The sequence below is a fragment of the Gluconobacter cerinus genome (assembly GCF_002723935.1).
In the GTDB taxonomy this organism is placed as follows: domain Bacteria; phylum Pseudomonadota; class Alphaproteobacteria; order Acetobacterales; family Acetobacteraceae; genus Gluconobacter; species Gluconobacter cerinus.
Genome location: NZ_BEWM01000004.1, coordinates 304,157 through 330,454, shown reverse-complemented (window position 1 = coordinate 330,454; position 26,298 = coordinate 304,157). Strand labels below are relative to the sequence as shown.

At 53.6% G+C, this 26,298-nt stretch carries 18 protein-coding genes; 13 read left to right on the top strand and 5 right to left on the bottom strand.

Features of this window, described 5'->3' with window-relative positions; translation table 11 throughout:
* Positions 1 to 109 precede the first annotated feature (109 nt).
* Positions 110 to 2,326: a beta-N-acetylhexosaminidase gene (locus tag GCE01_RS11305; protein ID WP_099212943.1), complete on the bottom strand. Its 2,217-nt coding sequence runs from the start codon at positions 2,324 to 2,326 to the stop codon at positions 110 to 112.
* Between the two features lie 912 nt (positions 2,327 to 3,238).
* On the opposite strand from GCE01_RS11305, the gene GCE01_RS11300 reads away from it, so the two are divergent.
* Positions 3,239 to 4,531 (top strand): NAD(P)/FAD-dependent oxidoreductase, encoded by a 1,293-nt coding sequence (locus GCE01_RS11300; RefSeq protein ID WP_099212942.1) that lies wholly within the window; start codon positions 3,239 to 3,241, stop codon positions 4,529 to 4,531.
* Positions 4,532 to 4,540: 9 nt separating this feature from the next.
* Here GCE01_RS11300 and GCE01_RS11295 read toward each other — a convergent pair whose 3' ends face one another.
* Positions 4,541 to 5,653 carry a CDP-glycerol glycerophosphotransferase family protein gene (locus GCE01_RS11295; protein WP_099212941.1) on the bottom strand — a complete coding sequence of 371 codons (1,113 nt, stop codon included), beginning with the start codon at positions 5,651 to 5,653 and terminating at the stop codon, positions 4,541 to 4,543.
* A 51-nt stretch (positions 5,654 to 5,704) separates the two neighbouring features.
* Between GCE01_RS11295 and GCE01_RS11290 the strand changes: the two genes are divergently transcribed.
* The 3 genes from GCE01_RS11290 to GCE01_RS11275 all read left to right on the top strand — a co-directional run bounded on the left by GCE01_RS11290 (position 5,705) and on the right by GCE01_RS11275 (position 11,241).
* Positions 5,705 to 7,033: a lipopolysaccharide biosynthesis protein gene (locus GCE01_RS11290; protein ID WP_099212940.1), complete on the top strand. Its 1,329-nt coding sequence runs from the start codon at positions 5,705 to 5,707 to the stop codon at positions 7,031 to 7,033.
* 513 nt (positions 7,034 to 7,546) lie between these two features.
* Positions 7,547 to 9,886, top strand: coding sequence for a TonB-dependent receptor family protein (locus GCE01_RS11280; protein WP_174694835.1), 2,340 nt, complete (start codon positions 7,547 to 7,549; stop codon positions 9,884 to 9,886).
* On the top strand, positions 9,886 to 11,241 hold the full coding sequence (locus tag GCE01_RS11275; RefSeq protein WP_099212938.1) for a PepSY-associated TM helix domain-containing protein: 1,356 nt from the start codon (positions 9,886 to 9,888) through the stop codon (positions 11,239 to 11,241). The genes GCE01_RS11280 and GCE01_RS11275 overlap by 1 nt, the downstream gene beginning before the upstream one ends.
* Here GCE01_RS11275 and GCE01_RS11270 read toward each other — a convergent pair.
* Entirely contained in the window at positions 11,221 to 11,865 is a 645-nt protein-coding gene (locus GCE01_RS11270) for an SCO family protein (protein WP_099212937.1), read from the bottom strand. The genes GCE01_RS11275 and GCE01_RS11270 overlap by 21 nt on opposite strands.
* 70 nt (positions 11,866 to 11,935) lie before the next feature.
* Positions 11,936 to 12,700 carry a GntR family transcriptional regulator gene (locus GCE01_RS11265; protein ID WP_099212936.1) on the bottom strand — a complete coding sequence of 255 codons (765 nt, stop codon included), beginning with the start codon at positions 12,698 to 12,700 and terminating at the stop codon, positions 11,936 to 11,938.
* A gap of 176 nt (positions 12,701 to 12,876) precedes the next feature.
* Between GCE01_RS11265 and GCE01_RS11260 the strand changes: the two genes are divergently transcribed.
* From GCE01_RS11260 to GCE01_RS11235, 6 genes are read left to right on the top strand one after another with little or no spacing between them, the layout of a single operon-like run.
* A complete protein-coding gene (locus tag GCE01_RS11260; RefSeq protein WP_099212935.1) occupies positions 12,877 to 15,228 on the top strand; it encodes a TonB-dependent receptor in 2,352 nt (783 codons plus the stop codon).
* Between the two features lie 4 nt (positions 15,229 to 15,232).
* Positions 15,233 to 16,585 (top strand): NCS2 family permease, encoded by a 1,353-nt coding sequence (locus GCE01_RS11255; RefSeq protein WP_099213047.1) that lies wholly within the window; start codon positions 15,233 to 15,235, stop codon positions 16,583 to 16,585.
* Positions 16,586 to 16,598: 13 nt separating this feature from the next.
* Entirely contained in the window at positions 16,599 to 17,675 is a 1,077-nt protein-coding gene (locus tag GCE01_RS11250; protein WP_099212934.1) for a nucleoside hydrolase, read from the top strand.
* Positions 17,668 to 19,443 carry an adenine deaminase gene (locus GCE01_RS11245; RefSeq protein WP_099212933.1) on the top strand — a complete coding sequence of 592 codons (1,776 nt, stop codon included), beginning with the start codon at positions 17,668 to 17,670 and terminating at the stop codon, positions 19,441 to 19,443. The genes GCE01_RS11250 and GCE01_RS11245 overlap by 8 nt, the downstream gene beginning before the upstream one ends.
* The gene (locus tag GCE01_RS11240; protein WP_099212932.1) at positions 19,443 to 20,705 is read left to right on the top strand and encodes an amidohydrolase; all 1,263 of its coding nucleotides are present in this window, start codon (positions 19,443 to 19,445) and stop codon (positions 20,703 to 20,705) included. The genes GCE01_RS11245 and GCE01_RS11240 overlap by 1 nt, the downstream gene beginning before the upstream one ends.
* Positions 20,702 to 21,364, top strand: a complete 663-nt coding sequence (locus GCE01_RS11235) for a phosphoribosyltransferase (protein ID WP_099212931.1) — start codon at positions 20,702 to 20,704, stop codon at positions 21,362 to 21,364. Before GCE01_RS11240 ends, GCE01_RS11235 begins: the two co-directional genes overlap by 4 nt.
* 85 nt (positions 21,365 to 21,449) lie before the next feature.
* Here the strand turns inward: GCE01_RS11235 and GCE01_RS11230 are convergent, their stop codons facing one another.
* Complete coding sequence (locus GCE01_RS11230; RefSeq protein WP_099212930.1) at positions 21,450 to 23,141, bottom strand: alpha-keto acid decarboxylase family protein; 1,692 nt, start codon at positions 23,139 to 23,141, stop codon at positions 21,450 to 21,452.
* Positions 23,142 to 23,240: 99 nt separating this feature from the next.
* Here GCE01_RS11230 and GCE01_RS11225 point away from each other — a divergent pair, with 99 nt between their 5' ends.
* The 3 genes from GCE01_RS11225 (at position 23,241) to GCE01_RS11215 (ending at position 26,092) form a co-directional block, all read left to right on the top strand.
* Complete coding sequence (locus GCE01_RS11225) at positions 23,241 to 24,137, top strand: LysR family transcriptional regulator (RefSeq protein ID WP_099212929.1); 897 nt, start codon at positions 23,241 to 23,243, stop codon at positions 24,135 to 24,137.
* 189 nt (positions 24,138 to 24,326) lie between these two features.
* Entirely contained in the window at positions 24,327 to 24,626 is a 300-nt protein-coding gene (locus tag GCE01_RS11220; protein WP_244591184.1) for a hypothetical protein, read from the top strand.
* Complete coding sequence (locus GCE01_RS11215) at positions 24,626 to 26,092, top strand: PepSY-associated TM helix domain-containing protein (RefSeq protein ID WP_099212928.1); 1,467 nt, start codon at positions 24,626 to 24,628, stop codon at positions 26,090 to 26,092. Before GCE01_RS11220 ends, GCE01_RS11215 begins: the two co-directional genes overlap by 1 nt.
* The last annotated feature ends 206 nt before the right edge of the window (positions 26,093 to 26,298 follow it).

Sequence of the window (26,298 nt, the reverse complement as noted above, 5' to 3'; positions counted from 1 at the left end):
TTTTTGTTCTCTGCCCCGTCAATTTTCATCAGGTTCTCGACCATAATAGAAATAGAATAATTATATCCGGCGCTGGGTATGAGCCCCGTTGCGCCGGAAATAGCAAACCTTACCTTGCGCTTTGAACCAGTGCGTGAATTCCTGGAACGATAGCAATCAGCAAACCGCTCGGCGGAATAACGCGTTCCTTTCCTGCAAAGCTTGTCGGGTCGATCAACGTCAAATCCTGTTCCGCCAGCAACTGCTGAGCCTTTTTGTGCCAGGCACGATTATGAGCTCCAGGTTCCATTGCCTCCAGCCCGATCTGTGCCAATTGAGAGAGCTGCTTGGAGACAGGCTCAGCCAACTGGAGCTGAGGCGTCGTCGCAACTTGTGTATAAGCTGCATCATTAGCTGCCCAGACACTCAAGGAAGCTCGAAGCTGAGCGGCGGCACTCTTGTCGCCTGCGGCATAGCGCTTCGCCAGAGCGTTGAATTCTATGGCGCTGAAGCTATCCGGCGAAGCAATAGCGGCTGGACTTTTGAGCATCGCATCCCCTGTGGGGCCTGCCAAATGGTTCAACGCGTAGTTCTGTACCGGCACGGTTACGGACGTTAGCACCGTAAGTGGAGTAATGTTGCTGGGCGTAAGTTCTGCAATCATCCGGTCCGTATGCTCGCGCGCGAGAAGGCCCGTGCTCTCGAGTTCATTCATGACAACGGGAAGCCTACGATACAGATCGTCAACATCCTGAACTGTTTCCGGCGACCAGAAGCGCTCAGCAATCGCTGCCGAACGCGGCCATAGCCGTGCATCCAGCATCTCATCAGAGACAATTTCCGCCCACAACGGCGCTTCCCCGCCGAGGACCAGCTTGCGTTGGGCTTCGTCCAGAGGCGCCATATCCGGATCTGGAGCAAAAGCACGTTCTAGGCGATCCAACGTTTGATGACGCAGCCGCTCGGCATCTTCAGCGCTTATATTAGCCGGGCGCGTCGCATCCGGATCGACGGCATAGTGATTGGCTGAGGAGTACAGAAGATCCAGATAGTATCCGGCAGACACTACTACCGGATGACCAGCCTTCGTGGCAGATCCGGTCCATTTCGCGTTTCGCCAGACTTCAACCACAACATCTTTCGGAATGGGCGCTTCGCTAACTTCGTCCCAACCCATCATGATCTTGCCTTGCGCGGCCAAAGCCTTTTCAATCTTGGCCGTGAAGGCTGCCTGAAGCGCCGGGACATCCTTATAGCCATTGGCCTTCATGTAAGAGACGATCGCCGGGTTATCCAGCCACTGCTGATCCTGAACCTCGTCCCCACCCGAATGGATGTAGCGATCCGGAAAAAGCCTTCCGATTTCGGCATAGAGATTTGCCGCAAAATCAATGACCTGCGGGCTAACCGGGTTCAGTGCCGCGTTATTCAGATTGGGCCTGCGGCTACAGTTCGTCGTTGTCTGCCCATCTGCCGAATTCGTCGTACATGCTCTGCCCGCAGCATCAGTCACGAGCACGGGTTGCTGCGCGGCTAGCTCTGGGTAGGCTTGCAAGAGAGAAAGCGTATGGCCGGGAATATCGATCTCAGGAACCACCCTGATCCCACGATCGGCAGCATATTGAACAATGCTCCGGACCTGGGATTGCGTATAATACTGGTGATGCGCGCCAACATCCTGAAGCTTCGGGTAACGAAGGCTCTGGATCCGGAAGCCGGTTCCATCACTCAGATGCCAGTGTAGAACGTTGAGCTTTGTGAGCTCCATCGCATCAAGCTGGCGCTCCATAGTCTCGACAGACATGAAATGTCGGGAGACATCAATCATGAGACCACGCCAGGAGAACCGCGGGGCATCCTGAATATCACCCTCAGCAATCTGGCGACCTGACGGACCTGCGTGCACAAGTTGCAGAAGAGTAGCGAGGCCGTGGATTACCCCTGCCGGCCCACCTGCCTCAAGTTGAATATTCTGGCCTTTTACGGACAGACTGTATCCTTCCCGTTCATTTACCGTCAGATAAGCAGGGTCCTGCCCGGCTCGAATATGCAGGACGGTTTTGGGTTCAGTGTTATCTGAACCGCCCTGTAATTTTTCCAGCCGACCGAGAAACCGGGCCACGGCTCGCTGCTCAAGAGCTGTGGCTTTTCCGTCCCAAACGACCTTCACGCCTTGGAAGGGAACGGATCGACTGCTCAAACTCACGTGGGCGGGAACAGGCAGCAAAACCGGGCTGGAAGACAATGCCTCCTGGGATTGCGCATGCGCCTGAGACAAGGAAAATGCGCAGACACTACTGAGCAAGACCCCAGAAAGTGCGAGAGCGTGCTGAAGGCGTTTTTTCACAAACTGTTATCCTGATCAGTTAGGAGAGATTTTCGCGGTTCACATAAAACTTCATGAGACAGGGTCTCGGGGCGGTGATCCGAAGACGTCATAACTGCATCAATGCGTCAGGCTCATCGATGCAGTCGGGGGGGCTTAAAAAGGGAAAAACTTCGGCCATAATTCAGAGCAAAGTCTCTCATTCGACGTCATCTCTTCACTACTCCCCCGAAAGATTTTTTGTATTCTTATTACGGGATAGGAATTAAATCTCTGTCAATAGATTTTCATGTTGCATTAACGATGCCAAGATTGTTTAGGCGAAAAACTTAATCAAGAGCGGATAAAGCCTCTCTCAAAGCCCTATTTAGGTTCACACACACACCACAATTTTGAAGCTCGTGGATGACTTAGAAAACGATGCATCCATCGTTTTTCATTAGTCGTTTGCTCCACTCAAAAGATAATCCTCCTCGCTTCAGCATGAGAGCGCTGCCTGTAGAAAAACGAAGATGTATGATTTTTGAATCAGGGAAATCATTCTCGCGACATGTTTCCTTTGGAAGGAAAGACAGGCAACCCTTTGCACAGTCAAAGATGGAAAAGAATGCTGCCTTTTATCGATAAAACAATCACCCACGATGAATTTGCACAAAAATAATCGCAAATAATAGAAATATATATTCTAATTTCACATATATTTTACCAAAAAAATTGGTTTATATTTTGACTTAAGCAAAGTAAATAATTGTGTATCCGCAATAAGCCTCACGCCATAAATATGAAATCACCAGAATATTACTTTCTAGAATTTCAAAAAATTCTAATGTCCAGCACAACGTTCGTGGCCAGTTCATCCGGCTTCTACTCTCCCCGGAAATGTTCTGTATCACTTCCTTGTGCCTGACTCCTATAAAGGGGGCGAGAAAATCAATGGCGTCTAAATCTGAAATTCTGATTGTTGGTGGTGGCGTTGCAGGCCTGGCTCTGGCGACGCGGCTTGGAAAAGCCATGGGAAAACCGGGAAAAGCCCGCATCACGCTGATCGACAAAAGCTTTTCCCATGTTTGGAAGCCAATGCTCCACTGCTTTGCGTCAGGCACGGTGGGAAACGAAAACGATCGTATCAATTTCATCACTCAGGCCAGCGGTCATCATTTCGAGTTCTGGCCGGGAGAAGTTGTATCACTTGATCGAGAAAAGCATGAAGTTGTCCTCAGCCCTCTTCATGCTTCCGATGGGACGGTGGTATTGGAAAGCCGAACCATTAAGTATGACACCATAGTCATCGCTATTGGCAGTTGCGCCAATGATTTCGGCACACCAGGCGTCAAGGAACACTGTCTTTCCATTGATAACCTAGTCGAAGCAAATGCTTTCAATGAAAAATTTCGAATGGAGCTTCTGCGATCATTCGCGAACAATTCGGAACTGGATATTGCAATTGTTGGCGGCGGCGCAACGGGCACCCAACTCGCCGCAGAATTACACAAAGCGCTCGAAATAGTCGGGCCCTATAACCTCCATGCTTTTGGCAAACCGCCACCAAAACTGCGTGTAACTCTCCTCCAGTCAGGGCCACGTATTCTTCCGGCCTTTCCGGAATCCGTGTCCGCAGCCGCCCAACAGGAACTGGAACGGATTGGGGTAACGGTTCGAACATCAGCTCGCGTTGCGGGAGCAAACTCAACAGGATTTATCCTGAAAGACGGCTCTCAAGTCTCGGCAAAACTTCGGGTCTGGGCTGCAGGTGTAAAGGCTCCCGAAGTTACGACAACTTATGGTGGGCTTGCTCTGAATAAAACTGGGCAGATCCTGGTCAATCCAAACCTGTCTTCAATCGCAGATGACAGAATTTTTGCCATGGGAGACTGCTCATTCATCGAGAATGATCCCCTTCCCGCAACCGCGCAGGTTGCCAGACAGCAGGCTCGGCATCTCGCACGTTATCTGCCTGCCTGGATCGAAAAGGGCCAGAAGGTTCCAGCCTGTATTTTTCATAATAAGGGCGCCATTGTCGCCTTGGGGAAATACAACGGCTGGGCAGCGCTCCCCGGAGGCACCGTGTGGGGTGGCGGTGTGTCTCATGGTTTGTCAGCTAGGCTTGGACACCTGATGCTCTACAGAAAGCATCAAGTCGAAATTTTTGGCCTCTATCGCGGTCTGATCTCTTGTTATTCGGATTGGGTGGAGGGTTTCGTACGACCTTCTGTGCGACTGGACTAAACGCCGCCATTAGCGGTTCAAGAGCCCTCGGATAACATTTGCGCCACGACGCGCTGCCCCCGGAGAACGATCGCCGAGCGACTTGTCAGCCATTTCTTTCTGTCGGTCACGGTACAGTATATGGCGCTCGGGCGCGGCGCGGATGATATTCAAAAGATCCCTAGGGTCATCAACGACATCTCCGAAGTGCCAGTGCGCAAAATCAGGGTTGTTTCGCCAATCAATCTGATGAGCATTCAGGAAAACACACGGCCGAGGTGTTTCCAAAAATTCGTAAACCTGACTACTCACATCTCCTACGTAAATATCAGCGGCAGACGTGTACGTCATATCGACACACCGCTCAGATCCGGTGTCGATCAGTATTTGAGAATTGCTTCGCCCGTTCCAGCCATCTCGAACTAATTGTCTGCGCCGCCTGAACATCTTTGTATGCGGTGCAACAATCAAATTAAAATCAGACTGCTTGGAAAACTGCTCAAGCAGAGGCTCAATAAACCGTTTCCAGGACGACAGCCCCCTCGCCTTATGAGCATTGTAAAGCACCGTTGGGCGTTGAATGGAAAAGAACCGTGTTACATCCGGGAAGAGCTTGCAGGTCTCAAGCTTGACTGATCCGATCACTGAATGATTTTCAGGCTTGATCAGTGCGTTATCCAGCATTCTTTGAGCCGATTTTTGGCCCGAGAGAAGAACATGATCAAATGCTTTGACTTCGCTGGTGAAGCCACGCGCGCGATCACCGCAGCCATGTGGAATATAGATCAATTGAGGAGACGAAATGCCAAGTCGCCTCGCGGAAGCGACAGTATCCTCAACCGTTACAATGGCATCGTATCGATCCAGCTCTGCAGCATTATCGCGCAGCACCATATCCTTGAACATTCCTAGGATGCGGATGGACTGCATCGCTGCAGTCGGCAACGATCGACGAAGTGGCCGATACTCCATTTCAGGAGCTCCAGCAGCGTAACGAACTCTTTCTAGGTGATAAGGCGTTTCCGGATCGTTGTAAAAGTTTGTAATATTGACTTTGTCAGATTGAGCTAATTCCAGCGCAATTGCCGCAGCGTGATAACACTGATAAGATTCAGCAATGTACAGAAATGCAACGTTCTTCATGTCTAAATATATAGTTTTCTCTCATTTGGTAAGCAAGCACCATTGAATACCATGTCACGAGAAAACGGATTACTGAAACGTACGCTGTCAAATCTTGCATGGCTCCTGGCAGGCAAAGGCGTTGGCGCAGTTCTGAGTCTGATTTATCTAGGACTGGCCGTTCGAACGCTGAAGAGCGAAGGTTTTGGCCAGTTCACCCTCGTGTTCAGCACAGCCCAGGCCATCGCTGCGTTCGTCAGTTTTCAGACGTGGCAAATTATTATCCGGTATGGTGTGCGTCATGTAACGGCACAGGATGAAAGCGCCCTTTCGCGCCTTACAGGGTTCTGTATCGGCCTTGATGTGTCTGGGGGCATAGCCGGATGCCTCATTTCATGGGGCGGGGTTACTCTTCTGGGCCCACTGCTTGGTTGGTCCAACGCCCTGTCCAATGCCGCACTTGCGTTCTGCTTTGTTATCCTACTGTCAGTCCGGTCCACCGCTGTTGGTCTGTTGCGGCTGCACGACCGTTTCGGTGTAGGAGCCATGGCTGATGCTGTTACCCCGATCGCACGGTTTATTGGTGCGATTGCCGCAACCTTGTGGAATCCAACAGTCACAGGCTTTCTTATCGCTTGGGCTATCGCCGATATTATTACAGCGATTGCTTACTGGGTGTGCGTCCTGTGGACCATGCCACGATCTCTTCGCATGAGTGATCTCCGGCAAGGGTGGCAAGCCCCGCGAGAGAACCCGGGGATTTGGCGTTTCACCTGGCTTACAAATCTGAATTCAATCATCGGGACAGGCTGCAATAATATCGTATTACTGCTTGTTGGTATTTTTACAGGTGCCACTGACGCAGGCCATTACCGCTTGGCTTATCAGCTCAGCCAGGCACTTGTCCGCGTATCAGAAATGTTCTCCCGAGCGGTATTGCCAGAGCTTGCCCGTGCTCATGCCAGTCAGGAAGCTGATAATATAAGACTATTACTTCGCCGTTCGACGGGTCTCGCAATCGTCGTAACGGTGGTTATAGCAGTAGCTCTAGCGGCCGGCGGGCGTCCGGTTCTGCAGTTAGTGGCCGGACATGCTTATTTAACGGCGTTCCCTCTACTCGTGACCCTTGGCATTGCCGCCTCGCTGGACCTTATAGGCGTAAGCTTTGAACCCGCCCTTATTGCGACTGGCCACGCAGGCCGGGCACTTCAGGTTCGCATTGCCCGAACAGGGGTTTTGTTCGCAACGCTTGCTATTCTGATGCCATATCTTGGCACTATGGGCGCCGCCTTGGGCATGGTGGCTTCAGCAATTCTTGGCCTTGGGCTTTCTGCCATTACAACCAGAAAGGCGCTGGCAAAGGCTCAGAAACTCTCTGATACGCTCACCAACAGGCCTTGAACGGAAATCTTACTCAGCCATCTGGTCAGAGCCGGAAAGAGAGAGTAGCACATCCGGTATGGATCGCCGGATCAGGAACTCAGCATATCTATTGGGCTTTTGGCCCTTGGTGCTGCTTGCCTTATTGGCACGCCTAACGTTTGGTAGCCTTGTTACAACGTCGTCAGTCGTTGACGATTCCTTAAACGAACTCAAAAAATTAAGCATTTTCTGTGCGCCGCAGGATGCCTCGTCCGATCCAGACACACATCATCAGAACAATCAACAGGACGATGCGTTCCTGCTGTCTGATGCTCTGGATCTTTTCCAGCTAACAATCGCTTTCTGCACGCTCATAGCGTTGAGCATGGCATTCGTTCACCGCGTCTGGATGTTTGCGCCAATTCGCGGGCCACCTGCTCCCGAACGCACCTCTCAATGCCCCCAGGGCCCTCCCGTCTGATCTGAACTGCAAAAGCCACTCGCCTGCAAAACGCACGCGGGTTTTCGTGCTGTCTATCCAGGTTCAGACCAATGCCTCACTCTATGTATCGCTCTTCTCACCTGCTTGCAGGCGTGATGACCTGCGCCGTCCTCTGCTTCTCTCCTGCCATATCTGCCCCCTTCCGGCATGAGAGAGGTACGTCTCTCAAAGACAATCGCCGCAAACCTCACTCTCCCCCCAAACAATCCTCACCTCTTACCAAACCAGAAGTTATTACCGTCACGGCAACCAATCATGCGCCGGCGACGAGCCATCCGGCCGGGCAGACGACTTACAGTTCAGACCGCAGCAACTTTGGTAATCAGGTGGGACAAAGCGTCGCAGACATGGTGGTTACCATTCCAGGCGTCAGTTTCACCCAAGGCAATGGCCCGCGTGATACAGTCGTTTCTGTCCGCGGGTCGGGAGATCGACAATCCTATGGGCTAAAAAACCTGCAGGTGCTGGAAGACGGCTTTCCCATGACGCAACCAGACGGCACAGCAAGAGCCGATCTGATTGACCCTCATGCTTATCAGGGGGTGGACGTGTTTGAAGGGCCAGCGTCTACCCTTTACGGAAATTATGCGATCAATGGTGCAATCAATTTCCGAACCCGCAAGGGCACGGACATGCACGGGCTGGAATTAGGATCGGATTTCGGCAGCTTCGGTATGTTTAACAACTACGCAACGCTCGGACTTGGTAACCAGCGTTATGACCTTATGGTATTCGCGAGCGATGTCCGTGGAAATGGGTTCATCGCTAACAGTCGCTACAATACGTCAACAGAAAACGTCCGACTTCGGGTCAATCTGACGTCTTCAGACCGTCTCATCCTGAAGTTCGTCAACAACGTGACAGACGCGTCCCTACCTGTTCGCCTGTCTTTGAACCAGTATAGCGCAAATCCTTATCAGAATGGGTGTTACAATACATCCAATTCCCGCGCTGGGTGCGCTTCCGTCAACCTGCTGGTGAATGGCCGGTATGGCAGTAAAGTTGCCATGAGTCCCGAGGCTGCTGGTCTGGGTCGCTTTGATCGCCGTACCGTTACAGGCCTCCGTTGGGAGCATGATTTTAACAAGCAGACGACCTGGCGCAACCAGTTCACATACGATCAGCGCCACGTAGACCAACCCACTTCACCAACGTCTTTCGTTGGCCCCTACAACTCCTATAACGTCAGCAGCGACGTCACCAATCACGCCCGGATCGGGGCAACATCCCTCGATACATTCGGCGGACTGAGTTTTGATTATCTCGACTATGGATATCAGACGTACAACATCATGCCGTTAGGCGGTGCCACGCGAGGTGCCATGAGTTCTGCTTCCTACGGACATCAGTCAAATATCGGCGCACGTTTCCAGGAAGACTGGCACTTTGCGCCCGGTTGGCATGCTGTTGTTGGACTAGGAGGTACATACTCAGATATCGGTGCCACTGAGACGTTATACGGATATTCAGCATCTGGCATGAACAGCCAATACGTCACCGCCAACCGGTTCTACTTCAATCTCGCGCCTGAAGGTGCTCTGATTTATGATCCGAGCGAACACTGGACTTTCCATACACGCGTTGGCACGGCTTATGGCACACCGTCATCTTCCAATTTCTTTATCACGCCCCAAGGGCAATATGGAAATAATACGCAACTGAAGAGCCAGACGAGTGTCGGAGTTGACCTCGGCGCGGACTGGCGCCCTACGGCCACAACACATCTTCAGGTCACGGGATTTTACGAGTTTTATAACAATGAACTCGTCAATCAGTCTGCAGGCGTCAACGCCGTTGGGGCCTACACATTCAACGCTCCTGCCTCACAGCATCGCGGCATTGTTTTGGGGGCTGACTGGGCGCCTCTTCCCCATACCCTGCCGGGTGGACGGATCTCGCTCAGCTATACCTATGATAATCAGGTCTACACAAACTACACGGAAGTTCTTTCCAATAGCACTGCCTCAAAGCGTTTCAGCCGGAGTGGAAAATACATCCCGGGCGTCATTCCTAACTTCCTAAACGCCCGTTTTCTTTACGATCAGCCTTCTGGCCCTTTAGAAGGCGTTGGGGGATATGCAGAAGTCACCTGGCGTGATGCCTATTGGCTAGACAATGCCAACCGCCTGAAAGCGCCTGGATATGCCCTTCTAAATCTGGAGATGCATTACGATCCCCCCGCGCGGATGGGATGGGCGCATCGCCTGCACTGGTATTTCGAAGTACAGAACGTCACGAACCAGACCTATGTGTCAGGTGCTACAAATATCAGCGATCAGTTACAAGCAAACGGGCAAGAAGCGACGGCAGCCACACTGATGAATAGCACTGGATCGATTTATGCGGGCTCCCCCCGGGCATATTTCGGCGGCGTACGGATAAAACTGTGATGCGCACGAATATAAAACATTATCTGGCTTCCCTTGGGCCAGACCGCCTTACAGTATGGCGATGGCATTTCTTTGCGGGACTGTTTTGTCTGCCCTTTGTCGCTCTTTTGTGTCTCACAGGAAGCGTTTACCTGTTCAAACCACAAATTGAGGGATGGATTGACTGGAAATACGATCACCTTCCAGCAGCAATATCCTCGTCGCCTCAGGAGGACGTCAATTCTGCTCTGAAAGCTGTGCCCGGTGGCAGTTTTCTCGCATATGAACTTCCTACATCCCCACACAGTGCTGCCCGCGTTCTGGTCAATGGTGCCAATGGTGAGGCCGTGCGAGTTTATGTGGAACAGAACCACCATGCCGTCCTGAAAACCGTGCTCGAAGAGGATCGATTTGAGCGATTGGTTTTTAAACTCCATGGGCAGCTTTTACTGGGCAATCTGGGCTCAGTTATCATGGAGATGGTTGCGTCATGGACGATCGTGCTTGTGGTATCGGGCCTCTGGTTATGGTGGCCGAGAAATCAACGTGGCCTAGCTGGTGTGCTATATCCCCGCCTTACCCAGACTGGGCGGGCACGCTGGAGGGATCTTCATGCTGTGACGGGCGTCTGGGTTTCCATTGTGCTGACACTGTTTCTGGTATCGGGTCTTCCCTGGTCTTATGTCTGGGGACATGCCCTTCTTTCTGTCGAGAATACTGTCGGCCACATCACATCAGTGAAAGACTGGGAAATTGGAGCGGTGCCAGCCCAAGAGACGATAGCCGGTCACCCAATGGTCTCACATCATGAAGATATGCCCGGAATGGACATGTCAGAGGATATGCCGTCACAGGTGAACTTGGATGGCCTGAATAATGTGACCCGAACAGCAGAAAAGCTGTCCCTTGCTGCTCCTGTTCTTATCACGCCCCCGGCTAACTCTGATGATGTCTGGACCATTAGATCGGACGCCCAAAACCGGCCTCTCAGAGAAAGTGTGAAAGTGATGGGAGACGGGCATATTATTGTGAAAGAACCGTTCTCTCACAAGGCAGCCATTGACCGTGTCATAGGATATGGCGTTGCAGCGCATGAGGGGCATCTGTTCGGTTGGGCAAACCAGTTACTCAACCTTCTGGTCGCCCTCGGCCTCCTGCTGATGAGTTGTGCCGCAACGGTCCTGTGGCTCAAACGTCGGCCCGAGGAGAAATTTGGAGCGCCGCCCGTTCTTCCATCGTCCAAAATGGGTCTGATTGCAATCGGGGTACTCTGCATCCTTGGCATTCTGTTACCCGAGTTGGGCATATCTCTGATCTGCATAGCAGTGGCTGGAAAGCTCTCGCGTTTGAAAGCATCACGAGTGAGCAGGCAATAGACGCTTTAAATCTCTCGCTATCTGATGTGCGCTGGAATCAACCGGTATCATTCCGACCAGATGGTTCCGACCATCCATCAGGTAGAGCAACGAGCTGTGGTCAATAAGGTATTTAGGCCCCATGCCAGAATGATGCTGCATCTTTACGTGAAAGGCTTCCATAACAGGCTGAAGCTGGTCAGCCGTGCCTGTCAGCCCGATAATCCTGGGGGAAAAATTCTCTACGTAATCCTCAACGACTTTCGGGGTATCGCGTGTCGGATCAACGGAGATGAAAATGGGAGTTACAGATTCACCCTGCACGCTGAGTTCATCGAAAGCTGATGAAACTGTTTCAAGCGTCAAAGGGCAGACATCTACACAATGCGTGTAGCCAAAATAAATCAGGGTATAACGCCCTGCAAAATCTAACTGACTAATGCGCCGCCCTTGCCCATCAAACAATGCATAAGGGCCGCCAACTGCTGTCGTATGATGTGAGGTCAGGAAGGTCCTGAATGCTGCAGCGCCCACGAGCAACGCGAATGTAATGCTGACCATCAGGACAAGAGCTTTTCTGTCCTGCCGCAAAGGGGCGGCAGCTCTCTTGGCAGGAATTTTCTTGCGGGTCGGACGCCGTTTCATGAGACATTCATAGCAAATGCCAATGCGCTATGCACAATATGTTTGTTACGTAGCAGACCTCGGCCTGCCCTCACAGCACGCCTTCGCTCAGCATCTCACCATCCGCACCGATACGAAAATCCGCAGTCCCTTCCGTCACGAGCAGTCGGCTATACTCACAGACACCTTCTCCAAGGCATGTTGTCACACGCTTGATACGCATCAGCGCGGATTTCTCGGAAACATCGAGCCATTGAGCGACATCCGGAGACGCGTAAGACAGACCGATGGAAATATCTGCATGAGCAATCTGGAACTTGAAAATATCCCGCAGGATTGCTGTCGATGTCAGGGAAGCTGCGAGTTCTGGCGTTACGAGTGGTGCAAGCCGTCCCGGGTAAAAAACTTCTGTCACGCCTAGAGGCCCTTCGTCAGAACGATAGCCGCGCCGGATGAACAATGTCTCGTCATTGACCGACAAAGCCGAGGCAACCTCTTCTGGTGGGCGACGCATCTGATAGTCCAGAAGCGTCATCTCGGGGCTTAGGCCTTTGCCAGCCAGAATTTCGAAAAAGGAATGGATGGTTTTCTGGCGTCCCGGACGATGCAAAGCCCCCACAAAAGTCCCGCGCCCGTGCTGGCGGACAACAACATCCCTCTCCGCAAGATAGGATAACGCCTGCCGAATGGTGATGCGACTTACGCCATACATCAGACACAGCTCAGCCTCGGACGGAAGCCGCTCCATGAAACGGCTGTCCTTGCCAATCAGCCCGGAAATATGATGCCCGACCTGAAGATAAAGCGGCGTCGGGCCATTCGTATCGAGGGCTGACGAGAAGACGGCGTTACGCATAGAGAAAAAATTCCAGAAAACGTTTCACTTTTGGATTGAAGAGCGCATCAAAACCCGATACCAAGACGTCTTATAACAACCTAATACGTCTTTGCCGATTCAGTCACTGTTTTGTGGCCAGTCTGCAGGATTTTCGTGCCTTTCTGGCGTCTCCGCAGTGTTTGAGAGCTTCTTCCATGCGTGCTTCAACCTTCCTGAGTACAGCCCTTATCGGCAACATGTTCTATGTTGCAGCCTACGCTGCTCCTGTTGCAGATACAAAACACGACGGGGAGAAGCGCCATTCTCCAGCCACGCGCAAGACTGTAAAAGCCGCTCCTTCCCGACCTGAAGTCATCCGGGTGGCGGCAGAGTCCGTTGCTGGTGGCCGCATGGTTCCTCAGAACGGCACGAAATCACGCAGCGAGATCACACAGGCTTACATCGCCAAGCAGGCTCCTACTCCCAACGTCTTCAAACTGCTGGGTAACTTGCCAGGCGCCAATGTCGCAAGCGCTGACCCCTTTGGCATGGTCAGCGGCAACATGACGATCCGTGGCATGAACAGTGACCAGATCGGCTTCACTGTTGAGGGCGCGCCTCTGAACGACATCGGGTCTTACATGGCGTTCCCAACGGAATGGGTAGATTCCGAGAACCTCAATGAAGTGACGATGCAGCAGGGCTCTGCCAATCTGGACTCCCCGGTCATTGGTGCATCTGGGGGGATCGTGACGATGAACCTGATCGATCCGTCACACAAAATGGGTGCAACGATTGCGGGCTCGTTCGGCTCCTACAATACGCACCGCGAATATGTCCGGCTTCAGAGCGGTGACATTGGCAACACTGGTATGCGGGCTTTCGTGGCCTGGTCTCATCTTGAAGAACCGCACTTCCGCGGCGCCGGTGACGATCACAAGCAGCACATTGATGCAAAACTGGTCAAAGACTGGGTCAATGGAAGCCGCAGCACCGTGGCGCTGACATTCGATGATTCCATGAAGGTTGCTTATCTGAGCCCGTCTTTGGCTGCTTGGCAGCAGTATGGGCGTGGTGCCAACTACACCGAAGATTTTTCACCGACCGACACCAAATACTGGAAACTCCATCAGAGCCCATATCGGGTCCTGATCCTGAGTGCGCCACAGAATATTGTGGTTAATGACAAGCTTGGCTTTGATTTCACCCCATATTTTTACTGGAACTCAGGCACGATCGCCTCAGCATCTCTTCTGTCTGAGAACGCCATCTATTCCGGCACGCAGAGATACAGCATCGACCTCAATGGTAACGGCACCACCAATGACAAGGTGATGATGTATACGCCATTCGGCACGCCTTACGTCTATCGTCCGGGCCTTGTTTCCAAAGTGCACTATACGGTGGGCAAGCACACTCTTGTCTTTGGATACTGGTTTGACTGGTCCAGACAGCGCATGGTCAATCCCTACAGCGCGGTGGGAGAAAATGGTGGCCCGGCGAATGTCTGGGGATATCTGGGGAATGTGAAGCTATCCGATGGCACGCGTCTTGCCAGCTATGACAACCTGACCATCACCCGCGTCAATACCTTGTTCTTCGGCGACACGTTTAACGCACTGCACAACCGTTTGCGCGTTGAAGCGGGGATCAAGGAGTCCATGGTAACCCGTATTGGTTACAATTACCTCCCCGGAGCGCAGTATCGCACCAGCATGAATGCGGCAGTCGCAACGCCAAACCTTGGCGCGCGTTATCGCATCGACAGTCACAACCAGATCTTTGCAGATGTCGCGACCAATTTCCGTACACCGACGTTAAATGCGCTTTACAACACGTACAGTGCATCAACCGGCAAAGTGGCGACGCAGGCGAACCCTGCCCAGAAGACCGAATATTCGATCTCGGAAGAGCTGGGATACCGTTATCAGGGTGATATCCTGAGTGGGTCTATCACCTTTTTCAATTACAACTTCACCAACCGTCAGGTTTCTACGCAGGTTACGATTAACAACGCGCAGATCACCCAGAACATCAACGCGGGCGGCCAAACGTCCCGCGGTGTAGACATCGAACTTGGACTGCGCCCGTGGCATCATCTGCGGCCATATGTTTCGGCGGAATATCTGCACGCGACGATCGATAACAACTATCAGGTGGGATCGGATTACTTGCCCACTGCCGGAAAAACCGCTGTGCGTAGCCCAAGTGTGCAGGCTTCCGTCGGACTGGATTATGATGACGGCACATATTTCGCAGGATTTGCCGTCAAGTACGTAGGCCGACAGTTCTCAACTTTCATGAATGACCAGGCCATGCCAGGGTATGTCAACGCAGACATGAACTTCGGCTATCGGGCTCCGAAGATCTTCCATACACACCCGGAAATCAGGCTGAACCTCATGAATGTTGGCGATAACAAGTACCTGTCAGGTGTCGCCGGGGTCGCCGCATCCTCACGCGCAGCGCGTGGGATCTATGGCAGCACCATCGCATCGCAGGGTTCACCGACATACTACGTCGCCGGAAGCTTTGCGGCTCTGGTCACGGCCAAGATTGACCTTTGATCTGATGCTTCAAGCCCGTCTGGATCGTTTTTTCGGGCTCACGGCCAGCGGTACAACTGCTGGCCGTGAGATCATCGCTGGCCTGACAACCTTCGCTGCCATGGTCTACTGTGTCGCAGTCAATCCCATGATCATGGCAGAAGCTGGCATGGACCGCGCAAGCGTCCTGAGTGCCACATGTCTGATTGCAGTCTTCAGCACGACGTTGATGGGCCTTCTGGCAAATCTGCCCCTTGGTGTAGCGCCCGCCATGGGATCAAACGTCGTCTTCGCAATCATTCTGGTCAAACAGATGGGCGTTCCCTGGCAGGCTGCCCTCGCCCTCGTCTGCCTGACCGGCCTGATTTTCATGGTCATGAGCCTGACGCGCATCCGCGAGCGTATTGCCCACGACATTCCTGACACCCTTCGGATCGGTATTCAGGTTGCGGTCGGTCTGGTGATTATGTTCATCGGAATGCGCAACTCTGGGTTTGTCGTGCCGAGCCCATCGACGTTCGTCACAATGGGTCCGATTACCAGCCCTAAAGTGCTTATGACACTGGCTGGGTTTATCCTCACGCCTGTCCTTGTTGCCAGACGGGTACCGGGATCTCTGATCATTTCGATCATTGCGCTAACGATTGTGGGCCTATTCCTCCCCAACGGGAAAGGTGGAACCATCACCACCTGGCCAGCGCATATTTTTGCCTTGCCTCGCTGGCCCCATGAGACAGCGTTTCAGCTTGAGCCGCTCTACCTTCTGCATCACATTTTCTACGTGCTGCCGATGCTGTTCTTTTTCCTGTGCACTGAACTCTTTGGAACGCTTGCCAACCTGCTGGGTGTTGTTACGGCTACAGGAATGGTGTCCGAAGACGGTCGCATTCCTCGAGCCAGAGAGGCGTTCATAACGGACGCAGCAGGCAGTATTCTGGCCCCCATGCTGGGGACGTCCATCGTAACGGTATACTCAGAGTCCATCACAGGGGTTCATGCCGGGGGCCGAACAGGCCTGACGGCATTGGTGATAGCAGGAGGGTTCTTCACCGCACTTTTCCTTTGGCCCCTGTTCATGATCATTCCGCCGCAGGCAACAGCGCCATCGCTTCTTATGGTGGGAATGATGATGTTCCAGGGCGTTCGTCATCTGGACCTGTCAGATCTCAAAGAAAGCGCTCCTGCTGCTTTGACGTTCATCATTGCCCTCCTGACAGGCAACCTCATCAACGGCATGGCCATAGGGACCTTTTCCTACGCGACCATGGCTCTCGCCACAGGCCGGGGCCGAGCCGTTTCGCCAGTTGTGTGGGGGCTTTGCGTAATTTTCATCATGTTCTTCGTCGTTTCCGCCCAGATGCACGGCCACCATGGCTGAGAGGATAACTCCCATGTTTCCCAGACTTTGCCTTTCAGTTCTTCTGGCTGGCCTCTCCGCCTTGGCACCTATTCACGCGCACGCTGCATCTGCTCCGAATTACGTCATTATCGACAATGATTTTGCCGGACCAGGCGGAACAAATATCCAGTCGGTCATTCCGCTACTGGGTCAGCCGGATAAAGTAACCCTTCTAGGGTTTACGGTTGTCGTGGGAGATGGCTGGGAAAATGAGGCCGTTGCCCATCTGTCCCGCTTTCTGGAAGTCGCCTCCGCTCCAGCAGAGCTCCCGGTCGTACCGGGTGCGACCCAACCGTTGGTTAATTCACGTCCACGCCTTCTGGCATGGGAGAAATCCAACGGGAAAATGCCATGGAAAGGTGCATGGCGCGGGAATGCTCCTGATCTCCAGCCTCCGGTCAAAGTCCTGAAAGAAGGACAGCCGACCCGTGCTGTCTCCCGGGAAACTGCCGCACTTTTCCTGATTAAACAGGTGCATGAACATCCTCATGAGGTCACAGTCCTTGCGGCTGGTCCCATGACAAACATTGCTCTGGCCATCAAGCTTGATCCTGAATTCGCATCGCTCTGCCGCAGGCTGGTCTTCATGGGAGCCATCGTGGACGGCAATCTTTCCCAAGTGACAGAGAGCGCCGATTACTACACCGACTTTAACTTCATGTTTGACCCTGAAGCTGCCAGCATCGCGTTGGAAGCTCCCTTTCCGGAAGTCATCTCCGTGGGTTCGGTCGCCAACCCCATTCGTATGACACCAGAAATCCGCGATCGCGCGACCCAGCGTCCGGGACCGCTGTCAGACTACCTGAAGCACTATTTCCACCCGCAGCCCATGTGGGACGAACTGGCTGCCGCGATCGCTGTAGATCCCGCTCTGATTACACAAAGCGTTACGGCTTACATGACGGTTGATCTGACGCATGGCCCCAATTACGGGTATGCCCATGTGTGGCCTGACAGCACGCGCCCCCATATTGGTGAGCGCCCCGTCAAGATTGTCACAGCAGTCGATACGCCGCGTTTCATTCAGACGTTTGTCGATGCAGCCAACCGGATGAATACGCATGGTTGATGTAACGGTACCTCTCACCTCACCTGAGTTGCGCAGACGCGCGGTGGATGCCGCAGCTGGTCGGGCTCCATTTGATGTTCTGCTCCGGAATGGCAAAATTGCTGATGTGGCTACCGGAGAGCTTCGTGACGCCGATGTTGGATTAGTGGGTCCGCTGATTGCCAGCACCCATCCAACTGGCCAGCGGAACGACGCTCTCAAAATTTTTGATCTCGCAGGCGCGGTTATTGCGCCTGGCCTCATTGACTCTCACATGCACATCGAGAGCTCGATGGTCACGCCCCGGGTCTATGCGCAAACCGTAGTTCCGCAAGGAACGACAACCATTTGCTGGGACCCGCACGAAATCGGGAATGTGAGCGGCCTGGCCGGGGTCAGGTGGGCTATTGAAGCCACCAAAGGCCTGCCTCTGCGCATTCTGGTTGAAGCTCCCTCCTGTGTTCCATCTGCGCCGGGACTGGAACGGTCAGGCGCAGCCTTTGACGCTACGGCCATGACAGAAATGCTGTCCTGGCCCGAAGTTATTGGCGTTGCTGAAGTGATGGACATGCGCGGCGTCATCAATGGCTCACCCCGTATGAGCAGCATCGTCAGTGCTGGCCTTAGCAGTAAAAAATTTGTGTGTGGTCATGCCCGGAACCTCAAGGGCCAGGATCTCCAAGCTTTCATGGCGGCAGGCATTGAGTCAGATCACGAACTGACAAGCAAAGCCGATATTCTGGAAAAGCTCCGGTCTGGCATGACGCTGGAACTGCGTGTTTCGCATGAAAATATTTTGCCTGAAGCCGTTGCTGCTTTTCAGGAACTGGGCTGCGTTCCTCAAACCGTTACCCTCTGCACAGACGATGTCTTCCCGGATGACTTGGCACGCCGCGGCGGAATGGTCCATCACCTGAGATGCCTTGTGTCTCTGGGAATGCGTCCGCTGGATGTGCTGCGATGCGCCACCCTTAACGCAGCAATGCGCCTTGAACGTAGGGATCTCGGCTTGGTGGCAGCTGGGCGCCGCGCTGATCTGGTTATTTTCGACAACCTGTCTGATTTCACGCCGCTAGAAGTGTTCACATCAGGCGTCCATGCGGCCTCCCACGGAACACTTCTGGCAGATCTTCCTGCCGAACTTTCAGGTCTCCCGCTCAAGACCGTGAAGCATTCTTTAGTCACAGCTGAAGATTTTCAAGTGCCCGTACCTGATGCTTCCAAAGCCCGCATTCGGACCGTTCGTACTCCACGGACGACCCAGTGGGGAGAACGTGACGTCGCTGTGAAAGACGGTCACATCACGCTGCCGCCCGATACCGCTCTGATGGCTGTTTTTAATCGTTACGGAGAAAATAGTGCCCCCGGGCTTGGAGTTCTTGAAGGGTGGGGAGACTGGTCAGCTACAATCGGAACGACCATCCTGCATGACAGTCACAACCTCGCAGTTTTCGGTCGAAACCCCGAGGATATGGCGCTTGTGGCCAATACTCTTATAGCGAGTGGCGGCGGTATGGCCGTTGCACGAAATGGCCAAATTGTCGCTCATGTTCCACTTCCTGTCTGCGGGCTGCTATCTCCGGAAAAACTGGATGTTGTCAGTCAGCAATTTGCGGCAGTACGTGATGCAGCCGCAGCAGCGACGACATGGGACGGCCCGACCGCCATGATCAAACTTGTGACTGGTGCTTCCCTCGCCTGTAATCCTGGACCGCATGTCACAGATCTCGGCATTACAGACGGCATGACAGGCGAAATCATCACGAACATGGTCATGGAGACCATTTGATGACATTTCCCTCTGAAGTCATAGCCATGCGGCGCGATCTTCATAGCTTTCCTGAAACGGCATTCCTGGAATACCGTACTGCCTCGATCGTCGCAGCGCGTCTGACAGAACTGGGATATTCTGTCAGAGTAGGTCCCGAAATCATGTGCATGGATGATGTGCGTGGACTTCCGTCGCAAGAGGATATTCATTCCGCCCAAAATGCAGCATTAGCAAATGGGGCCGCCCCTTGCTGGCTCGAAAAAATGCCAGATGGGCAGACCGCTGTCTGTGGAGAAATCAAGCGTGGTGCAGGCCCCGTTCTGGCCCTTCGCTTTGACATGGATGCTCTCCCTGTTCACGAAAGTGCATCCGGGAACCATCGTCCTGTTGTGGATGGCTTCGCATCCGAATGCGAAGGTCGGATGCACGCATGCGGGCACGATGGCCATACGGCAATTGGCTTGGCAGTTGCGGAAAAACTGTCGCATCCCAATGCCGAATGGAAAGGAACACTCAGGCTTATTTTCCAGCCTGCAGAGGAAGGTGGCCGAGGAGCGCAGCCTGTAGTCTCAAGCGGCCTTCTGGATGATGTAGACATTTTTCTCGCAACCCATGTCGGCTGTCAGTTACCGAGTGGGCAGATTGCTTTGACAGCAGACGGCTTTCTCTGGGCCGAAAAATGGAACGTAACCTTCACGGGGCAAGCTGCGCATGCGGCCATGTGTCCGGAAGAAGGTCGTAACGCCCTTCTCGCTGCGGCAATAGCCATTCCCGGTCTCTATGCCCTGCCCCGAGATGGCCAGTCGGACACGCGAATTAACGTGGGGCTTTTGCAGGCCGGCCGAACGCGGAACGTCATTGCGGACCATGCCTATCTCGAGCTTGAATTGCGGGCGTCAACTCATGAAGGTCTTAGCCGCCTTACTGCGAGCGCGAGGCGAACCTTGCAGGGCGCAGCACTGACACAGGGCGTTGAAGCCACAATCGACGTTTACGGGACTGCCATCAGTGCCGCCTCTGACCCGGAAATAATGGAACGCTTGCGAGACGCTGTCTGCTTCACCAAAGGCGGCAGTATTGTTCAAAGCTGGCCTATTGGTGGCGGAGATGACGCGACGTTCATGATGCAACGTGTTCAGGACCGGGGCGGCAAGGCTGGATATTGTCTTTTTGGTTCGGATATTACCGCGCCTCATCATGCCAGCCTGTTTGACTTCGATGAAACCGTTCTGCAGACAGCGGTGATGGTGCTTTCTCGGTTTGTGGAGCTATCATCATGAGCACGCTCCCTTTCTGGCAGACTTTTGCTCCTGATGTAGCGCTGAAGCCCCCATACACAGATCGCTACAGAGTTCAGGTAGGAAATCGGCACCTCGATCTTCCCCTGCGGGTTCTTCCGAGCAAGGACCAGGCAGTCTCATCGCTGCTGGTGAACCAGACATCCTTCGAAGTCATGGAGGTTCTCTGTGGTGAACTGGTGGCTATCGCTCGTTCGCTGGAGCCGGATCTGATTGTGGGCATGCCGACCTTGGGCCTGGGTCTGGCCGCCGCTGTTGCCCGAGGATGCGGGTTGGCGCGATACGTTCCATTAAGCACGTCTCGAAAATTCTGGTACGACGACGCGCTGTCTGCGCCACTTTCGTCCATTACCAGCCCGGATAACGTCAAAAATCTTTATCTGGACCCCAATCTGCTACCACTTCTAAAGTCAGCACAAAAGATCATCGTTGTTGATGACGTGGTCAGCACCGGACAATCACTCGCGGCTGGCGTGAATGTTCTTGCTGCGACGGGAGTTTCCCCCTGTGCAGCCCTTTGTGTCATGACCCAAAGCAATCGCTGGAAAGATCGTTTTTCTTTTCCTGTCCTAAGTTGCTTTTCGTCTCCGCTCTTTGAGCGGGTTCAAGATGGGTGGCTTGAACAGAAATCTGCTTCCTAGAGCAGCTTCTCCCAAAAAACCGTGGGATCTGAAGAAGTACTCCAGATCCCACGGCATTCAATACTAACTGAGCAAACGCTACTCTTCAGCTCAGCGTAGGCTTGCGGGAATTCGCAGCAGCGACAAATTTTCCCCATTCTACCAGCGTCTCTGTGCAGTCCGTCCGATCAAGTTTGCACTCGATCAGGGTCGGGCCACGTGTGTTTTTCTTGGCCTTCTCAATTGCCTCGGCGAGTTCAGCACCGGTCGTGGCATGCAGACCGAGGCCGTACTTTCCGCTTTCTTCACCGGGTACCCCCTGATTGAAGCAGTTGATCAGAGCAGCATAATCCCAGTTCTGGATGTAATTGTACGGCCCGTCATGGATCTTGATCTCAATGACGTAACCGTAGTTGTTGATAAGGAAAATGATAACCGGAAGCTCATAGCGCACCATCTGCGCGACTTCCTGCGCGGTAAGCTGGAATGAGCCGTCACCCACCATCAGGACATGCTGCCTCTCCGGCGAGCCCATGGCATTTCCGAACATGGACGGGACAGACCACCCGATATGGCCCCACTGCATTTCGGACTCTACCTTGGCCCCTGCAGGCAGGTTCATGCGAATGGCGTTGAACCATGAGTCGCCTGTTTCAGCGAAGAGGGTTGTCTTGCCGTCAACAAGTTCGTTGATCTGGCGAGTCATTTCATCGTTCGTCAGTGGCTTTGCCTGATCGGCCAATGGCAGCTTCACAGGCGCATACCCTGCTGCAAGAGACGCAGGCTTGCTGGAAACACGCTCCGTAAGGGCGGTGACGAATTCCTTCAGGCGGAAGCCTTCGAAGGTTTTCCCTGCAACCGTGACACGATGAGGGTCGACTTCAAGGACACGCTCTCCGCGCACCAGATCGCGCCAACCAACAGAGGAGTAGTCATTCCAGACGGGAGCAAGCGTAATAACGACATCCGCGCTCTTGACTACGTCTTCGACACCAGGGCTGCTGACTTCACCCCAGTAAACACCCCGGAACCCCGGATGCGTTTCGGGAAAGAAGCTTTTGGCTGCAGCCATAACGGTGACAGCGCAACCCAGCTTGTCAGCCAGCGCAATCGTTTCGTCCAATGCCTCGCTGGCCCGAAGCTTGCTGCCGACCAAAATGACAACCTTGTTGGCCTTCTCCACAAAAGCTGCACTCTCATCGAGAGCTGCGTTCAGACTGTCCGTGTCTGGGGTCAGGTGAGCCAACAGAGACGAGACCGGACCTGGGCGCGCACAGGGAGCATTCGCCACATTACAGGCGATTTCCAGATAAGCCGGCTTCTTCTCACGCAGTGCCGTCCGAATGACGTGGTCAATTTTCTCGGGGGCGTTATCAGCGGACGTGATGCTCTCAGCAGCACAGGTGACGTGCTTCACCATCTCCATCTGATAGTTGTAGTCCGTGGTTCCAATCGTGTGATGCAGCACACGTCCTGAACCATGGTCATTGGAGTTTGGCGCGCCAGAGATCAGAATAACCGGCAGGTTTTCGGCATAAGCACCACCAAGGCCGTTCATGGCCGAGATCGCCCCCACACTGAACGTGACGATCGCAGCGGCGGCTCCATTGGCGCGGGCGTAGCCTTCTGCAGCAAAGCTACAGTTCAGCTCGTTGCAGTCATAGATCTGCTTCATACCGCCATGCTCAATCAGCTGGTCCAGCAAGATCAGATTATAGTCGCCCGCAACTGCGAAATGGTGCTTGAGGCCGATCTGCGTCAGCCGTTCTGCAAGGTAATGTCCAACAGTGAAAACCATGAGATCCTCCGGAGTTCGTTAACCCAGAGGGTGCGCGTTCAGGCTTCGGACGTCCAATATATAGTTGAGCTCTATACCATATCTAATTAGTATGGATTTATGGATCTCCGCCACCTTCGCTACTTTATCGCCATTGCAGATCACGGAAGCTTTACGCGCGCTGCCGAGGTTCTGCATATCGAGCAGCCTCCTCTGAGCCAGCAGATCAAAAGTCTTGAGACTGAACTCGGGCTCAAACTGTTCGAGCGATCACGACGTGGGGCGGTTCTGACGGATGCTGGCGAGCAACTTGTTGAGCAGGCTCGCACAATCCTCACGCTCGAACACCAGTTTCGGCTTCTGGCAACGGGTCTTGCACGCGGTGAACAGGGGCGATTGCGCATTGGAATGGCTGGTGCCGTGTCGCTCCTTCCTCTCATTCCTCAGGCTATTCGCGCCTTCCGGGAAAAGTGGCCCGAGATTCAGATCACGCTGGAGGAGAGCAACACGCCAGCATTGTGCGAAGCGTTAAACGAGAGCCGCGTTGATATTGCGATTGTGCGGCCTCCGGCTCCGGACCCTGGGATTTCGCTCCATCCGCTCTTTGATGAACCAACATTGATCGCGGTCCCGAAGGGGCACCCGCTCTCTCAACGCGGAACACTCAGACTGACGGATGTCGCCAATGAGCCCTTTCTGATCTTTGATCGCACTCTGGGGCCCGGCTTTTACGACGCCATTATTTCAGCCTGCCAACAGGCCGGGTTCACCCCGCATTTCGGGCAATCCGCACCACAGATTGCAGCCACGGTTCCCATGGTTGCCGCAGGCCTCGGGGTTTCAATCGTTCCAGCTTATCTCAGCCAGATCCATGTTGACGGAGCCACTTTTCATCGCATCGAAGGCCCCTCGCCTCGTGCCAGCATCTCTCTCGCATCACGCACGCCAGAGCTATCCGGGCCAAGCGCCAACTTCCATAAAATATTGCTGAAACTGGCGACATCTGAAGGCAAGTGAGAACGATCAGCTTACTGATCTTGCGTTTTCGGAAAAGCACAAAGGTCTTCATTAAGCGGTAGCAACAAGACGTATACTTTCTAGCCTCAACAATCTCGTTACGACCCGCTATGACAAGAACGCAGAACGCCTGACCCATTCGTTTTACGAACCAAGAGACACCATGTTGCCGTTGACACACGACGCCTGATGACAGTGAAACAGATTTCGTCTCCTCGGCAGAAAGCTTCACCCACATCGCGATGGATGTTGAGGGGGCTTCTGGCCCTTGGTCTCGCATGGACCTGCGCTCACCTCATTACTGTTGGATCTCCGCAATGGGGGCCCGGAGCCCGACATGACTCTGTCGTTTTCGGCCAGATGATTGCGATTGCCGCGTTTCCTGTGCTTCTGCTCATTGCCTTTGGAACACAGAAGCCCTTGCATGGAGCACTTATCGCGGGGACCGCCTGTATCCTTGCTGCGCTCGGTTTACTGTTTCACGCCTGATGCAAGATAATCTTCGTACACGCATGGGCTGGCTCCATGCCTGGGTTGGCTTCATCGCCGGACTGCTTCTCTTCTGTGTTTTCGTGACGGGAAGCCTCTCGGTGTTCGATACCGAACTGACGCGGTGGCTCCAGCCTGAAGTCCCGCCCCAAGCGCCCGCTTTTTCTCCGCAGGTTCTGGATCGCACCCTTCCGACCGTCCGTGAACTGCTCCAGCAAGGAGAAAAGCCGTTCATAACTCTCCCGTCGTCGCGGGACCCTTTCGTGCGCGTCCAGCACCATGATGGATATGAATTCCTGACGGTGCCGTATAATCCGCAGACTGGAGAGCAGCTACAGGCACGCGATACTGCGGGCGGAAAGTTTTTCTATGACCTGCACTATACCCTCCGAACTGGGCTTTACGGAGAAACACTTATTGCCGCAGCCGGCCTGGCTCTTCTTGTAACAGTCGGATCCGGAATCATCATTCACCTGCGGGGACTGATTTCGGATCTGCTTCTGGTGCGACCTTTCGCCGCACGACTGCGCGCATGGCTGGACGTGCATATTCTCGCCAGCGTTCCTTTTATCCCGTTCGTTATCATGATGGCCTATACGGGCACGTTCATCCGCACACGCACGCTGTTCCCGCCCGTGTCTTATATCAGTTCCATTCAGAATTTTGTTTCGCCTCATCGCGCCACAGAAGCCGAACCACCAGAAACAAAACGAGACATTCCGATCGGTCCCTCTCTGCCGCCCCTGCTCGATGTCGCAGAGAAGACGCTCGGTAAAGGGCAGACCGGGTTCATCCTCTTTCTGCCCAACAGCGTTCTTTTTAGCCGAACCGATATGTCTGGGCCGCTGCTGACACGGGAACACGTCGATTTCAGTCCGGTTGATGGGCATTTTCTACGGCATGTCCTGCTTTCAACTCCTGTCACCCAGACGCAGCAGCTTATGGAAGGCATTCATTATGCCCGCTGGACAGGCACAGGCTTAAGATGGCTGTATTTTCTATCTGGTGCCATGGGAGCCATCATGTTTGCCAGCGGAGCTATCATTTTTCTTATGAAGCGCCGCAAAGTCTCTGGAAAGCGCGTCATGTTTCGCGTCGCTGAGGGACTCACGATTGGCTGTATTCCAGGCTTCCTTTTGGCAACATTGGCTTTTTTCTGGGCAAACCGGCTTTTGCCGACATCTCTCCCAGCGCGCCATCTGGCGGAAGTCCACTGCTTTTTTGCCGCGTGGTGCCTGAGTAGCACTGCCGGGATGCTCTGGTCTCTGCTGCATCGGGCTCTACCGGGATGGAAGATACAGTTAAGTGCTCTCGCATTTTTGGGTGTTCTTCTAACGCCGCTTGACTTTCTGACACGTCCCGGCGCCTCCATGCTGCACGCCCCTACGGTTTTTGCGGCAACGGACATCTGCGCCTTACTCTTGGGACTTGCCTCTCTTCAGATGGTGCGCCGTCTGAGATGCTAATTTTATGTTTGGTCTTTTGGCTACTTGGCCTTGGCCTTCAGGCTGCGTGCGAACCAAAGATGCTTCGGTTCGCACGTCTGCCTGATCTGACATTGCCCCCGTCAGTTCGGTGGGGACGCTTCATTTTCCCACTACTAGGCCTCGTTATCGTTTTTTGGAGCAACCCGGTTGTGGCAATTTTTGTCTGGGCAGGCACATTTTCATTG

Excerpts from the sequence above, each read along its gene's own strand:
- GCE01_RS11300 (WP_099212942.1), top strand. The coding sequence starts at position 3,239 with ATGGCGTCTAAATCTGAAATTCTGATTGTTGGTGGTGGCGTTGCAGGC.
- GCE01_RS11295 (WP_099212941.1), bottom strand. The coding sequence starts at position 5,653 with ATGAAGAACGTTGCATTTCTGTACATTGCTGAATCTTATCAGTGTTAT.
- GCE01_RS11290 (WP_099212940.1), top strand. The coding sequence starts at position 5,705 with ATGTCACGAGAAAACGGATTACTGAAACGTACGCTGTCAAATCTTGCA.
- GCE01_RS11280 (WP_174694835.1), top strand. The coding sequence starts at position 7,547 with ATGCCTCACTCTATGTATCGCTCTTCTCACCTGCTTGCAGGCGTGATG.
- GCE01_RS11275 (WP_099212938.1), top strand. The coding sequence starts at position 9,886 with ATGCGCACGAATATAAAACATTATCTGGCTTCCCTTGGGCCAGACCGC.
- GCE01_RS11270 (WP_099212937.1), bottom strand. The coding sequence starts at position 11,865 with ATGAAACGGCGTCCGACCCGCAAGAAAATTCCTGCCAAGAGAGCTGCC.
- GCE01_RS11265 (WP_099212936.1), bottom strand. The coding sequence starts at position 12,700 with ATGCGTAACGCCGTCTTCTCGTCAGCCCTCGATACGAATGGCCCGACG.
- GCE01_RS11260 (WP_099212935.1), top strand. The coding sequence starts at position 12,877 with ATGCGTGCTTCAACCTTCCTGAGTACAGCCCTTATCGGCAACATGTTC.
- GCE01_RS11255 (WP_099213047.1), top strand. The coding sequence starts at position 15,233 with ATGCTTCAAGCCCGTCTGGATCGTTTTTTCGGGCTCACGGCCAGCGGT.
- GCE01_RS11250 (WP_099212934.1), top strand. The coding sequence starts at position 16,599 with ATGTTTCCCAGACTTTGCCTTTCAGTTCTTCTGGCTGGCCTCTCCGCC.
- GCE01_RS11245 (WP_099212933.1), top strand. The coding sequence starts at position 17,668 with ATGGTTGATGTAACGGTACCTCTCACCTCACCTGAGTTGCGCAGACGC.
- GCE01_RS11240 (WP_099212932.1), top strand. The coding sequence starts at position 19,443 with ATGACATTTCCCTCTGAAGTCATAGCCATGCGGCGCGATCTTCATAGC.
- GCE01_RS11235 (WP_099212931.1), top strand. The coding sequence starts at position 20,702 with ATGAGCACGCTCCCTTTCTGGCAGACTTTTGCTCCTGATGTAGCGCTG.
- GCE01_RS11230 (WP_099212930.1), bottom strand. The coding sequence starts at position 23,141 with ATGGTTTTCACTGTTGGACATTACCTTGCAGAACGGCTGACGCAGATC.
- GCE01_RS11225 (WP_099212929.1), top strand. The coding sequence starts at position 23,241 with ATGGATCTCCGCCACCTTCGCTACTTTATCGCCATTGCAGATCACGGA.
- GCE01_RS11220 (WP_244591184.1), top strand. The coding sequence starts at position 24,327 with ATGACAGTGAAACAGATTTCGTCTCCTCGGCAGAAAGCTTCACCCACA.
- GCE01_RS11215 (WP_099212928.1), top strand. The coding sequence starts at position 24,626 with ATGCAAGATAATCTTCGTACACGCATGGGCTGGCTCCATGCCTGGGTT.